The sequence below is a fragment of the Klebsiella sp. CN_Kp100 genome, assembly GCF_040065315.1.
Lineage (GTDB): Bacteria > Pseudomonadota > Gammaproteobacteria > Enterobacterales > Enterobacteriaceae > Klebsiella > Klebsiella oxytoca.
In genome coordinates this window covers 52,761-65,879 of the sequence record NZ_JBEAIJ010000008.1, presented here as the reverse complement: position 1 = coordinate 65,879, position 13,119 = coordinate 52,761, and the positions used below count along the sequence as shown (strand labels likewise).

Below are 13,119 nucleotides of genomic sequence, written 5' to 3'. Positions count from 1 at the left end.
TCCGGGAAGGAACCGCTTTTAGAAATTATAACAATCGCGCCAGTACTCTTTTTCATTTACAGGTGATATATGACTTATGTGATTATTCATGCCCTCGCGCCGATTTTTGTCATCATGCTGCTGGGCTTCTGGGCCGGCAAGGCCAAAATGGTCGATAACAAAAACGTCTCTTTACTCAATATTTTCGTGATGGATTTTGCCCTCCCCGCGACGCTGTTTAGCGCCACGGTGCAAACCCCATGGAACGGTATCGTCGCGCAATCGCCGCTGGTACTGGTACTGACCGGGGCCATGTGGATTACCTATGCGGCCATCTACTTCCTCGCTACCCGCGTATTCAAGCGCTCGCCGCAGGATGCCGCCGTGTTGACCCTGACCGTAGCGCTGCCTAACTACGCCGCCCTTGGTCTGCCGATTCTGGGCAGCGTGCTCGGCGAAGGCGCATCAACATCCCTCTCCGTCGCCGTTTCCATCGCTTGCGGCTCGGTACTGATGACGCCGTTCTGTCTGCTGATTCTGGAGCGTGAAAAAGCGCTTGCCGCCGGCGAGAACAGCGGTTCGACGCTGGCGATGCTGCCGGTACTGATGTGGCGTTCAGTGAAAAAACCGATAGTCTGGGGGCCTCTGCTGGGGGTTGTCCTTTCGGCGATCGGTCTCAAAATGCCGGATCTGCTGCTGGCCTCTATTAAACCGCTGGGCCTGGCGGCGACCGCCGCGGCGCTGTTCCTGACCGGTGTCATTCTGTCGGCGCGTAAGCTGCAGCTCAATGCGCTGATTGCCACTTCCACTCTCGTCAAACTGCTGGTTCAGCCGTTTATCGCCTGGGGTCTGGTGATGCTGCTGGGGCTGCACGGTTCTATCGCCATTACCGCCATTCTGATGATTGCGCTGGCGGCCGGTTTCTTCGGCGTGGTCTTCGGCAACCGCTTTGGCGTACAGTCGCCGGATGCGGAAGCGGTGCTGCTGTTAAGCTCGGTTCTGTGTATCCTGTCGCTGCCGCTGTTTATCACTTTAACTTCAGGGATCTAACCATGCTATCAACGCCGCGTCCTCACGATTTAGTCTGGTTGAATAGTGCCGCCGCGCTGGAGGCGATCGAGGAACATTGGGTCGCTCAGCACTGGCGCACCAGCCTGCCGGTGGTGGTACGACGCGACGTTGACATCAGCGCCCGCATTCCGGTAGGCGTGCGGGGCATGAAGCGCGAACAGCGCGCTGCGGGGTGGGTACGGAGGGAGAATATCGTCCGAACCATTACCCCGGAAACGCTCGCCGATCGCCTGCTGCTTCTGCGTTCGCCGTTTGTCTCTCAGCCGCCGGTACAGGCGGCGATATCACTGACCTTGCACGACTGGCCGTGGCGCTGGGGCATTACCGGCAGTACCGGCTATGCGCTGGCCACCGAAATTCCCGTGCTTCACGCCGCCAGCGATCTCGATCTGCTGATCCGCGCGCCGCAGCCGCTCGACCGCGAAGCGCTGCTCGCCTGGCAGTCCCGCGTCGCCCGTCTGCCCTGCCGGGCGGATACCCAGGTCGAAACGCCCGCAGGGGCATTCGCGTTAAACGAGTGGCTGCGAGATGGCCGCGCCCTGCTGAAAACGTCCCGCGGCGCGCGCCTGACCGCTACGCCATGGAACAGGGAGGAAGCATGAAAATTCTCTTTACCTTTCCCGGTCAGGGAAACCAGCGGCCGGATATGCTCGCCGCCCTTCCCGACCGCCAGAACATCCTTGCCGAGGCGCGTACCGTGCTCGGCGATGAAGTAGACCATTTAGATACCGCCGCTGCGTTAAAACATACCCGTGCAGTGCAGCTGTGCTTGCTGATCGCAGGCGCAGCCTGGGCGCGGGAGCTACAGCGTCAAGGTGTGAAGCCGGACATAGTCAGCGGCCTGTCGATAGGGGCTTTCCCGGCGGCGGTCATTGCCGGCGCGCTGGATTTCACCGACGCCCTGCGGCTGGTGGCGCTGCGCGGCGATTTAATGGAGCAGGCTTATCCCCACGGCTACGGGCTTACCGCGATTATGGGCCTGACGCTCAACCGCGTGGAAAAGCTGATTGCCGATAGCGACCTCTATATTGCCAACCTTAACGCTGAAACGCAGATTGTCATTGCCGGACGCGACGACGAGATGGCCCGCGTGGCTCAGCTGGCGCTGGCGGCTGGCGCCAGTAAAGCTCAGCGGCTGGCGGTTAGCGTCCCTTCCCACTGCGCGCTGCTGAATGAACCGGCGGCTAAGCTGGCAAAAGCCTTCGCTGACGTCACGCTGCAACGACCGTGCTATGCGTATCTGAGCGGCTCCACGGCGCGCGTTTTATGGGACCCATTAAAAATCGCCGACGATCTGGCGCTGAATATGGCGCGAACCGTGCGCTGGCAGGAAGCGATGATCGCCGCTGATGAACGGGACGCGCGGCTGGCAATCGAGATGCCGCCCGGCGGGGTGCTAACCTGCCTCACCCGCCAGGCGGGCTGGCGAGGAGAGAGCATTTCGCTGGAGCGCAGCGGTATCGACGTCGCCCGTCACCTGGCAAACCGGCTTAATGGCTAAGGCTGCGGGCGTACATCCGCCCTTCCGCCGCCAGCGCCAGCAGGTCGGCGTCGCGCTCGCGATGGTGTGAGTAGACAATGGAGATCAGCTGGCGCATCTGATAGGGCTCCGCCAGCTTCAACAGCTGAACGTCATTTTCATACACCTTTTTCATTCGTCCCGGCAGTAGCGCAAAGCCCACGCCCGCCTGCACCAGGCTAATCATCGAAAAAATATCGTTAACCCGGGTGACGATTTCAGGTTGAAATCCCGCCACCTGAAAAGCGTCCTGAAATCCGGCATAGGTGGCAAACCCTTCCGCCAGAGAAACGAATTTACGCCGCGCATAGTCGCGCAGCTCGGCGGGCGTTGAGGTGTCCAGTTGTTCCGTCGCCGGGGCGGCAAGAAAGATATCATCCTCAAACAGCGGGACCACATCAAAAGCTGAATTGTTGAATTCACCTTCGTTGGTGGCGATCAGGATCGCATCGAGCGCGTCATCTTCCAGCATATCCAGCAGCATCTGATTGGAACCCATGGTGAGATCCAGTTCCAGTTCCGGCCGCCGCAGCTTCATGCCCATAATAATGCGCGGTACGGTTTCAAGGGTCAGAGAGTAAAGCGTGCCGATTCGCAGCCGCCCTTGTCCGACACCCGCAACTTTACGCGTGGCTTCCAGTCCGCGGGTCATCAGGCTGATCACGTCCTGGCAGTACTCCAGCAGCGTCCACGCCGCCGGGAGGGGCAGCAGGTTGCGCCCTTTGTGAATAAACAGCGGGCAGCCAACGCCCTCTTCCAGCGTATGCAGCGCCCGGTGGACGCTGACGCCGCTCAGCTGCATTGATTCTGCGGTTCGGGCAATATTGCCCTTTGCCATAAACATCATAAATACCGACAGCTTGCGGAAGGTGATGTCCTGATTAATATCGTCTTTCATTGCCCCGGGCTCCGCTTTTCGGTCTTCATTCGCATTTTCTCTTGTGATTTCAAGACAGTATAACCGCAATTCACAATTGAAGGATTAGCCGGAAGGGGGATATCGCCGGGGGAAGAGATTTTAGCAATTTAGCGTTTTCGCCGGGGCAGCGAAGAGAGGCCAGTAGGCCCGGTGAGGCGTCAGCCGCCACCGGGCAATGTCAACGACGTGGGCTTACAGCGCCATATCGTGCTGCGGCGATGTTTCCGCCTTCGGCTCTGCCGGTTTGGCGGTCATTACCGGAGCGGAGACGTTCATTTCAATCACCGGCGGTTTGGTGAGCTGTAGCGCCGCTGCGGTATCATCCCACACCTGCTGGGTCAGCGCGACGTTGCCGTTCAGCTTCTGGCCATAGCTCGGTACGATATCGCGAATGCGGCTCTGCCATTCCGGGGAATTAAACTGCGCCGGGAACATCTGCTTGATCACGTTCAGGGCAATCGGCGCGGCGGTGGAAGCCCCCGGCGAAGCGCCCAGCAGCGCGGAGATGGTTTTCTGTTCATCCACCACCACTTCGGTACCCAACTTCAGTACGCCGCCCTTCTCGGCATCTTTTTTGATGATCTGCACGCGCTGGCCAGCCTGAATCAGCTTCCAGTCCTCTCTGCGCGCGCCAGGATAGTACTCTTTCAGCGCGGCAAAGCGGTCATCGTCGCTGAGCATCACCTGGCTGATGAGGTATTTCACCAGGTCAAAGTTATCCAGACCGACATGAGTCATCGGCAGCACGTTACTGGTAGTCGTGGTGCTCAGCAGGTCGAGGAAGGAACCGTTTTTCAGGAACTTAGTTGAGAAGGTCGCAAACGGCCCAAACAGCACCACGCGCTTGCCGTCGAGGAAGCGGGCATCAAGGTGCGGCACCGACATCGGCGGCGCGCCAACCGAAGCCTGACCGTAAACTTTTTGACGATGCTCGTTGGTTACTGCCGGGTTTTCGGTCATCAGGAAGGAGCCGCCCACAGGGAAACCGGCGTAGTTATCCGCCTCCGGAATACCGGTTTTTTGCAGTAATTTCAGAGCACCGCCGCCGGCGCCGATAAATACGTATTTCGCATCGATCGCCCGCTCTTCGCCGCTATTAACGTTTTTGATTGTCACGTGCCAGGAATTATCAGCATTGCGTTTAAAGGCGGTCACTTCAGAAGACGTTTGCAGGGTGAAGTTGTTATTTTTCTTCAGACTACCGATCAGCTGACGGGTTATTTCCCCATAGTTTACGTCGGTACCCACCGGTGTCCAGGTCGCCGCCACGCGCTGCTGCGGATCGCGACCTTCCATGACCAGCGGCGCCCACTGTTTTATTTGTTGGTGATCGGTGGAGAATTTCATCCCCTGGAATAAGGTCGTTTGCTGCAGCGCGGCATAGCGCTTTTGCAGATAATCCACGTTATCGCCCCAGACAAAACTCATATGCGGGGTGGAGTTAATAAAGGAGTGCGGATCGTGCAAAATGCCGCGCTTGACCTGCGCCGTCCAGAACTGGCGGGAGATCATAAATTGTTCGTTAATATCCAGCGCTTTGCTGACGTCAATGGTGCCATCCGGGCGTTCCGGCGTATAGTTCAGCTCCATATTCGCGGAGTGCCCGGTACCGGCATTGTTCCAGCCGTTAGAGGACTCCAGGGCGACGCCATCCAGCTTCTCAACCATGACCTGATTCCAGTCCGGCTGTAACTCATGCAGCCAGGTTCCCAGCGACGCGCTCATGATGCCGCCGCCGATCAGCAGGAAATCGGTTTTTTTCGAGGTATCGTCATTTGCGAAGGTCGCCGAGCTGACGAACATCGCTAATGCGGTCATAGATATAATCGTATTTTTAATTGCAGGCATAATAGAAATATCACATAGCACAAGTGTAATAAGAGCCTGCATATTAACGCACTTTTACTTTATTTTAAAATGTCATTTACACATTCGCACGCATAGCTAATTATTGTTAACCTGGTTTTTTAACTTAAAAAAGTAAAATATTGCCCAAAGCAATAAATATGCATCGGATGGTATATTTACAACCCGCAAAATTAAATCAGAGTAAACGGATGGTTAGTGAGGAATAAAATTGCCGTACCGGAGGAATGATATTGCCTTCATCGGCGCGTATTGCGCAAATACGCGCCGCCAGGTTAAGTTCAGGCCACCGGCTGCGCTGCCCGTAGCGCAATCCGCAGACTGTCGTTATGCTCTGCCAGCAGCTCGCGCGCCTGCCAGGCATCCAGCCCGCTGAGAAGCATCAAGATTGCCGTCCGGCAGTGCTGATTGCAGCTGGCCAGCGCGGCTTTGGCCTCACTGCGCGAGCACGCCGTCGCCGCCATTACGATGGCAATCTGCCGCTCGGCCCAGCGCGGCGTGCTGGCCTGCAGATCGACGCGCAGGTTTTCATACACTCGCCCGCTACGAATAGCCAGCCCGGTGGTCAGCATATTGAGGATCTGTCGCTGCGCAATTTGCGCCTTCGGATTGCCAAAGCCAGCCACCGCTTCCGGCCCGGTTTGCGGGGCGATAATAATATCCGCCAGCTGGGCGGCTTCGCTATTGGCCTGCTGCGTCAGAACCGCAATTGGCGCGCCCAGCGACCAGGCATGGCGCATCGCCCCCCAGACCCACGGCGTCTTGCCGCTTACCGTCAGCGCCAGCAGCATATCCTGGTTGCTGAACTGTAACGCCTGTAGTTCAAAGGCGCCAAGATCGTAATCATTCGCTGCGGTTTCCATCTCCTGCAGCGCAGCGGCAGGGCCGCCGGCGATAAGTCCGACCAGCGAATGTTTCCCCTCCGGCGTAAACTCACTTACCGTCTGCACGGCGGCACGACCTGACGCCCCGGCACCGATAATCACCAGTCGCCCTCCCCGACTCAGCGTCGCCGTGGCGTTATCAATCAGACGCGCGATCTCCGGCAAACATGCTTCGACCGCTTCGGCAATCTGCCGATCGTCCTTATTCAGCAGCGTCAGCATATCGAGGGTGGCAAGACTCTCTATATGGGTAGTTTCAGGGTGGCGTCGTTCCATCATTGAAGCGGTTGGCTTACTGCTCATAAAAACCTCCGTTTAGAACCGAAAGAACCTTCGGGGGCGAAAGCGCTGGCCTGCGGCAAACCCTTTCATTGACCATGGCTATTAATTGCAGTGTAAAGCTTTCATGACGCGCTTTACCGCCACGGGAGTCACAGTTTTGCCCCCCTGAAGCCATTCAGCCATCGACTGGTCGTTATTCAGGCAATGGTCCGTTGAGCACAATGATTTTTAGCCAGGTAAATATCCGGCACGCTTCGCCCGCAGGAAACATCCGGAATAAACCCCAACGCGATCTTCAACGCTGGCGTATCAGAGTTATTTGGCTTTTATTACACGGCTTTATGAAAGCCACGCATTCAGCGATAATACGCATCTAACCGTTTTATCCTGGGGTCGGTATGAATGAATTAGCGCAGCAGGCAGCGCCCGCGCGTAAACGCCCGATGAGTATGAAGCTGAGCACCGCCGTGACCTTAATGATTGGCAGCGTCATCGGTTCCGTATTGATTCTGGTCTACGCCCTGTGGTTTATGCAGATAAGCGGCGCAACCCGCGATGGCGTCAAGGATACGGCGCTGGCGGTGGCGCGGACGCTGGCCGACTCCCCGGAAGTTAAGCGGGGTCTGACGCTGCCGCCTGAACGCGGAATCATTCAGCCGCTGGCTCTGGCCGTCAGCAAACGCAATGGCCTGCTGTTTGCCGTCGTGACCGATATGGACGGGATTCGCTACTCGCATCCTGATGGCCAGATTATCGGCAAACCCTTTATCGGCGATGACATCCTGCCTACGCTGAAGGGCAAAGAGAATGTAGCCGTCAATCACGGCGTGCTGGCCCCCGCGCTGCGGGTATTCACCCCGGTCTTTGACGATAGCCGCCGGCAAATCGGCGTGGTGGCGATTGGTATTTCGCTGAGCAAAGTCGATACGCAGATCGCCGACAGCCGCTGGGATGTGCTCCTCACCGTACTGTTCAGCGCGCTGGTTTGCGCCGTCGGTACCTGGAGCCTGGTTCGCGGCCTGAAGCGCGTTCTGCTGGGCCTCGAGCCGCAGGAGATCTCAACGCAGTTCCAGCAACGCCAGGCGATGCTGCATTCATTAAAAGAGGGGGTGGTGGCGGTAGATGCCGACGGCAAGGTGACGCTGATTAACCCCGCCGCGCGCGACGTTCTGTTTAGCGGCCCTGGACGCGATATCGCGCAAACGCCGCTGCTGGCTGATTTGCAGGAAGTTTTACATACCGGCGAGCCGATCTACGATCGGGAGCTCGGCTGTAATGGTCTGCTGCTGATCAGTAATACGGTGCCGGTCCGCAGTCAGGATGAGGTGGTCGGCGCGATTAGTACCTTCCGCGACAAGACCGAAGTCAGCCAGCTGCTGCAGCGGCTTGACGGGATGGTGAACTATGTCGACGCCCTGCGCACCACCTCACATGAGTTTATGAACAAGCTGCACGTAATTCTCGGCCTGTTGAATATGAAAAGCTACGATAAGCTGGAAGAGTACGTGCTGCAGACCGCCCACACCTATCAGGCGGATATCGGCGAAATCCAGCATCGGATCAAATCGCCAGTGGTGGCCGGCTTTTTGATCGGCAAAATACAGCGCGCCAAGGAGCGAGGTTTTACCCTCACCCTTGCCGAAGAGAGCCTGGTGCCGGACTGCCCGAATGAAAAACAGGTCACCGTGCTGGTCACGGTGCTGGGCAACTTAATCGAGAACGCGCTGGATGCTATGAGCGGCCAGGCCGAAGGCGAAGTCGGCCTGCTGCTGCATTATCAGAACGGCTGGCTGAGCGGCGAAGTCAGCGATGATGGCCCCGGCATCCCGGCAGAGTTTATCGAGGATATTTTTAATAAAGGCTTCTCCACCAAAGGCGAAAATCGCGGCGTCGGGCTGTTTCTCGCCAGCCAGCAGCTTCGTGAACTGGGCGGGTCGCTGGCCGTGGAATCCGAGCCCGGTGTGTTTACCCAATTTTTTGTTCACCTCCCCTGGGACAGTAAAAGGAAAAGTGCGTGATAAATGTATTAATTGTTGACGATGATGCCATGGTTGCTGAACTGAACCGCCTGTACGTGGGACGAGTCAGCGGCTTCCGCTGTAGCGGCACTGCGTCTACGTTGAGTAAAGCCAGGGAGATGATTAACGACAAGGATCTGGAGATAGACCTGGTGCTGCTGGATGTCTATATGCAGCAGGATAGCGGCCTGGATCTGCTGCCCGCTATCCGCGCCTCGGGACGGGCCATCGACGTGATTATGATCACCTCAGCCGCTGACGCCGCGACGGTTCAGGCTTCTATGCGCTACGGCGTGGTGGACTATCTGATCAAACCCTTCCAGTTTCCGCGTTTTGAAGAGGCGCTGACCGCCTGGCGCGAAAAACGTAAGCTGATGACCGGTCAACCCTATTACGAACAAGCGGACGTTGACCGGCTGCTGCACGGCAATGTGCCGGATGCCGCGGATGCCCGTAAATTGCCGAAAGGCTTAACCCCCCAGACGCTGCGTACCCTCTGTCAGTGGATTGATGCCCACCCGGACGTGGAGTTTTCCACCGACGAACTGGCGGCGGCGGTGAACATATCTCGGGTCTCGTGCCGTAAATACCTGATTTGGCTGGCGCAAATTAACATTCTCTATACCAGCATTCATTATGGCGCCACCGGACGTCCGGTGTATCGCTATCACCTGATAGCCGAGCAATACAATCTGCTTAAGCAGTACAGTCACTAAGCCGGTAGCCGTCATCCAGCAGCTGAAAGCGGAACCGGCGCTGTGAAGAGAGGATAACGTCGCGGTTTTTGGTAACGAAAATCGCTTCGATATCCTCACGCTGGCGCAGGGCCGCGCAGCCTTTCTCGACGCCAAGGCCATAAATCAGGGTCGTCCAGATATCGCCGTCCAGCGAGTCGGCGGAAATAATGGTTACGCTTTCCAGCTCATTATCCAGCGGATAACCGCTGCGCGGATCGAGTATATGGTGCCAGCGTTTGCCATCCTGCTCGAAATAGCGTTCGTAAATGCCCGAGGTCACCACCGACTGCCCCGCCACCGCAATGCTGCCGATCAGCGCATCCGCCGCTGAGTACGGCTTTTTCAGCCCGATAGACCACTCACCGAGCGTGTGGACGTTGCCGCCGAGATTAATCAGCGCGGCGTTTATGCCTTGCTGCTGCAAATAGTCGCGCACCCGATCGGCGATATAGCCTTTGGCAATGGCCCCAAGATCGATCTCCATCCCCGTCCGCGCAAGGTAGACGCTGCTGGCGGCATCATCGAGGATCACATCCTGCGGACGCGTTAGCGCCAGTCGGGCGGCAATATCGGGTGCCGCGGGCACGCTGCGGCCCTGAAAGCCGATGCGCCACAGCTTCACCAGCGGGCCAATCGCCAGATTAAACGCGCTGTCGCGCACCATGCTGGCGGCTTTGGCGCATTTGATCAGCGCGTAGACCGGACGGCTTACCGTCACCGGATGCCGCCCGGCGGCCTGGTTGATATCCATCACCTGGGAGTGCGCGCGGTTAACGGTGAAAAGATCTTCGTAGCCCTTAATCAGCTGAAAAACGCGTGAAGCGAGCGGTTCATCGTGAACATAGAGCTTGAGGAGAATGGGCGAACCCATCAGCACGGCGGAGTAGCTGTAGACGCGGTTGTCGGACATATCATACTCCTGAGAGATAAGAAGCCGGGCCGTCTATTTGCCAGCCCGGCAGGTGTCGCTGACGCTTAACCTCTGGCGCGTTTCGCCGCCTGATGGCCCGCGAGGGTACCGAAGATAATGATATCGGCCACTGCGTTACCGCCGATGCGGTTACCGCCGTGGATGCCGCCAACCACTTCACCTGCGGCAAAAGCGCCCGCAATCGGCTGTTGACCGGCGTTCAATACCGCGGTTTCCGTATTGATGGTCACGCCCCCCATCGTGTGGTGAACCCCCGGGGCGATGCGAATCGCATGGTACGGGCCTTCATTAATCGGCGCGCGCAGCGCGGTAGTGCGGCCAAAATCATCGTCATGCTGTTTTTCAACAAAGCCATTATAGCGTTCCAGCGTATTGAGGAAGGCATGGTAATCCATCCCCAGTTTCTCCGCCAGCTGGCGCGGCGAGCTGGCGCTGGTGACGAAACCTTTAGCAATGTACTCGTCGGCGGCTTTGTTTTTCGCCCGGACGTGCTCGTCAAAGATGATATAAGCGAAGTGCTCCGGCAGCGCGATAATCGCGGCGGAAACCTTATCGCGGGTCTCCATTTCGTTGAAGAAGCGGTTGCCCTGCTGGTTCACCAGAATCGCCCCGCCGCCGCGGATCGACTCGGAAATCAGATACGAGGTTTGCTGCTCGACGGTCGGGTGAATCTGGATTTCGCTCATATCCACCGTCCCGGCCCCGATGCGTTCAAGCAGCGCGATACCGCCGCCGGTCGCCCCTCTATGGTTGGTGGTCACGAAGCCGGCCAGATCCGGGCGGTATTTCACCACCATCGCGCTGTTGGCGCTGAAGCCGCCGGTAGCCACGACAATGCTCTTCGTCTGTACCACAACGGTTTCTTTTTCATCGTTAAGCAGGCGTACGCCGCTCACCTCATCGTCGGTCATCAGGATCTCTTCAACCGACGTATCCAGCAGGACATCGATCCCGCGTTTAGTGATATTACGCACCAGGCCGCTGATCAGGTAGCCGCCGACCGCCGACCCGTCGCGCGGACGGTGGGTGCGGTCGATGCTCATCCCGCCGGTAGTGGTGATATCGTTAAGCATAATGCCGCGACGCGCCAGCCACTCAATGGCTTCCGGCGCATTTTCCACGAAGCGGCGCAGCAGCTGCGGGTCGTTTTTGTTCTTACCGCCTTTCAGCGTTTCCTGGTAAAACAGCTCTTTGCTATCTTCAATACCTTTCACGCGCTGGAAGCGGGTCTCTGCGGCGTTCATCCCGGCTGAAGCTTTAATCGTGTTGCCGCCAATGGTCGGCATTTTTTCAACGATCAGCACGCTCGCGCCTTCATCGTGCGCCTGAATCGCCGCCGCCAGCCCGGCTCCGCCGCTGCCAACCACCACCACATCGTAGCTTTTCGGCGCCGCATCGCCCGCGCCCTCTTCAGCGGCCAGCGCTTTACTGGACTTCAGCATCGCTTTGGACACCGCTTTTTTCACCGCTTCGCTCTGGCTGGTTGCGCCGGAAATCGCATCCACGTGCGGGGTATTAGCACTGAGAATACGTTCGCGGATCTCTTCAAAGCTGGTGGTGAACTCGACGGTCTGCACCGGGCTTGCCGCCAGCTCGATATCGGCGATGCGGTCGTTTTCAAGGCTGACGTTGATAACCAGCTCGTTGGCGTCGTCCTGAACTGTTTCGACGAACATCCCCGGTTTGAATTTGGCGTCGCCCATGCTCATATCGCGGATCATTGCCTCCACCAGCGAGAAGCGCCACAGCGGTTCCGGGATGTTCAGAGCTTCACGCTGGGTGCTGTCAATAAACAATTCCAGCTCTTCGCCGGCGGCAATGCGCGCCGCCCAGTCAGGGTAAGCAATGCAGGCACGTCCCACCGCCATCAGATCATAGCCATGATCCAGCCCCTGCTCCGCATCGGCTGCGTTAACGACCCCGCCCACGCCCATCACCGGCACCTGAGCCAGGGTTTCAGAGCGCATGGCGCAATATTTTTCAATTAGCGGCGTGGGATCGGTGGTATCGACAATCGACGGGCGCAGCGTTGCGCCAACGGAGAAGTGGAGATAATCCACGCCGCGGGCGGCCAGCTTTTCCAGCAGATACAGGGTGTCATCAAAACGGATGCCCGGGACTTCCATCTCTTCCGGGGAGAAACGATAGCCGATGATAAAGGCATCGTCGGCGTACTGGCGGGCCATTTTATGAGTGATATCCAGCACTGCCAGCGGGAATTTCGCTCGATTGTCGCGGCTGCCGCCCCACTCGTCGTCGCGCTGGTTAGAGTTTGGCGAATAAAATTGCTGGATCAGATAGGTATTCGCGCCGTGAATTTCTACGCCGTCGAACCCGGCCAGAATGGCGCGGCGCACGCCGTCGCCAAACTTCGCGATCATGCCTTCAACTTCATCACCGCTCAGCGCGCGCGGCGTCGCAGCGCCATCGCGCGGCGCGGCAATGGCGCTGGGCGCGACCGGCTGGCGTCCGCCGATAAGCTGCGGATCGACCATCCGGCCGCCGTGGTAAATCTGCAGAATCGCTTTTGAGCCTTCCGCTTTGATAGCGGCGGCGATTTTCGCCAGTCCGGCTATTTTTTCATCGTTATCGATGCCGATAGCGCCCGGGAACGCCAGGCCGTAATCATCGATAAAGCAGCATTCAACAATGATGGTGCCGATACTGCCGGCGCGAGCGCGATAGTACTCCACCAGTTCGCTGGTTACGGTTCCGTCAAAATAACCGGTACAGGTTGTCATCGGCGCCATTAACAGGCGGTTTTTAAGCTCGGTACCGTTCGGTAAAGTAAAAGGACGCAAAATTCGTGGATAACTGGTCATAATGACGCTCCAGATTATAAATATTAAAAATTGAGAATCAGGCGACGGAATTGTTTTTGCTTGTATTTAGTAATCCCTTAAGTCATGCCCA

General features: G+C 57.7%; 10 protein-coding genes. 5 read left to right on the top strand and 5 right to left on the bottom strand.

Annotated elements, in window-relative coordinates; all coding sequences use genetic code 11:
- Positions 1 to 69 precede the first annotated feature (69 nt).
- From ABLV12_RS07830 to mdcH, 3 genes are read left to right on the top strand one after another with little or no spacing between them, the layout of a single operon-like run.
- Positions 70 to 1,029: an AEC family transporter gene (locus ABLV12_RS07830; RefSeq protein ID WP_004113372.1), complete on the top strand. Its 960-nt coding sequence runs from the start codon at positions 70 to 72 to the stop codon at positions 1,027 to 1,029.
- 2 nt (positions 1,030 to 1,031) lie between these two features.
- Positions 1,032 to 1,652 (top strand): malonate decarboxylase holo-ACP synthase, encoded by a 621-nt coding sequence (locus ABLV12_RS07825; protein WP_023321089.1) that lies wholly within the window; start codon positions 1,032 to 1,034, stop codon positions 1,650 to 1,652.
- Positions 1,649 to 2,551, top strand: a complete 903-nt coding sequence (gene mdcH / locus ABLV12_RS07820) for a malonate decarboxylase subunit epsilon (RefSeq protein WP_049127481.1) — start codon at positions 1,649 to 1,651, stop codon at positions 2,549 to 2,551. Before ABLV12_RS07825 ends, mdcH begins: the two co-directional genes overlap by 4 nt.
- On the opposite strand, the gene ABLV12_RS07815 is transcribed toward mdcH, so the two are convergent.
- The 3 genes from ABLV12_RS07815 to ABLV12_RS07805 form a co-directional block, all read right to left on the bottom strand.
- The gene (locus ABLV12_RS07815) at positions 2,541 to 3,467 is read right to left on the bottom strand and encodes a LysR substrate-binding domain-containing protein (RefSeq protein ID WP_004102531.1); all 927 of its coding nucleotides are present in this window, start codon (positions 3,465 to 3,467) and stop codon (positions 2,541 to 2,543) included. The genes mdcH and ABLV12_RS07815 overlap by 11 nt on opposite strands.
- Positions 3,468 to 3,680: 213 nt before the next feature.
- Positions 3,681 to 5,336 (bottom strand): malate dehydrogenase (quinone), encoded by a 1,656-nt coding sequence (gene mqo, locus ABLV12_RS07810; RefSeq protein WP_016807963.1) that lies wholly within the window; start codon positions 5,334 to 5,336, stop codon positions 3,681 to 3,683.
- Positions 5,337 to 5,635: 299 nt separating this feature from the next.
- Positions 5,636 to 6,541 (bottom strand): N-acetylmuramic acid 6-phosphate etherase, encoded by a 906-nt coding sequence (locus ABLV12_RS07805; RefSeq protein ID WP_004113377.1) that lies wholly within the window; start codon positions 6,539 to 6,541, stop codon positions 5,636 to 5,638.
- A 377-nt stretch (positions 6,542 to 6,918) separates the two neighbouring features.
- Here ABLV12_RS07805 and ABLV12_RS07800 point away from each other — a divergent pair, with 377 nt between their 5' ends.
- Both ABLV12_RS07800 and dcuR read left to right on the top strand, forming a co-directional pair.
- Positions 6,919 to 8,538: a sensor histidine kinase gene (locus tag ABLV12_RS07800; protein ID WP_004102535.1), complete on the top strand. Its 1,620-nt coding sequence runs from the start codon at positions 6,919 to 6,921 to the stop codon at positions 8,536 to 8,538.
- The gene (dcuR, locus tag ABLV12_RS07795; RefSeq protein ID WP_016807965.1) at positions 8,535 to 9,254 is read left to right on the top strand and encodes a two-component system response regulator DcuR; all 720 of its coding nucleotides are present in this window, start codon (positions 8,535 to 8,537) and stop codon (positions 9,252 to 9,254) included. Before ABLV12_RS07800 ends, dcuR begins: the two co-directional genes overlap by 4 nt.
- Here the strand turns inward: dcuR and ABLV12_RS07790 are convergent.
- Entirely contained in the window at positions 9,235 to 10,185 is a 951-nt protein-coding gene (locus ABLV12_RS07790) for an FAD:protein FMN transferase (protein ID WP_004102540.1), read from the bottom strand. The two genes, dcuR and ABLV12_RS07790, sit on opposite strands and share 20 nt — an antisense overlap.
- A gap of 65 nt (positions 10,186 to 10,250) precedes the next feature.
- Positions 10,251 to 13,028 carry a flavocytochrome c gene (locus tag ABLV12_RS07785; protein WP_348866960.1) on the bottom strand — a complete coding sequence of 926 codons (2,778 nt, stop codon included), beginning with the start codon at positions 13,026 to 13,028 and terminating at the stop codon, positions 10,251 to 10,253.
- Between the last annotated feature and the right edge of the window lie 91 nt (positions 13,029 to 13,119).

Coding starts and splice junctions, on each gene's coding strand:
- ABLV12_RS07825 (WP_023321089.1), top strand. CDS start 1,032: ATGCTATCAACGCCGCGTCCTCACGATTTAGTCTGGTTGAATAGTGCC.
- ABLV12_RS07815 (WP_004102531.1), bottom strand. CDS start 3,467: ATGAAAGACGATATTAATCAGGACATCACCTTCCGCAAGCTGTCGGTA.
- ABLV12_RS07800 (WP_004102535.1), top strand. CDS start 6,919: ATGAATGAATTAGCGCAGCAGGCAGCGCCCGCGCGTAAACGCCCGATG.
- ABLV12_RS07830 (WP_004113372.1), top strand. CDS start 70: ATGACTTATGTGATTATTCATGCCCTCGCGCCGATTTTTGTCATCATG.
- ABLV12_RS07805 (WP_004113377.1), bottom strand. CDS start 6,541: ATGAGCAGTAAGCCAACCGCTTCAATGATGGAACGACGCCACCCTGAA.
- mdcH (WP_049127481.1), top strand. CDS start 1,649: ATGAAAATTCTCTTTACCTTTCCCGGTCAGGGAAACCAGCGGCCGGAT.
- ABLV12_RS07790 (WP_004102540.1), bottom strand. CDS start 10,185: ATGTCCGACAACCGCGTCTACAGCTACTCCGCCGTGCTGATGGGTTCG.
- ABLV12_RS07785 (WP_348866960.1), bottom strand. CDS start 13,028: ATGACCAGTTATCCACGAATTTTGCGTCCTTTTACTTTACCGAACGGT.
- mqo (WP_016807963.1), bottom strand. CDS start 5,336: ATGCCTGCAATTAAAAATACGATTATATCTATGACCGCATTAGCGATG.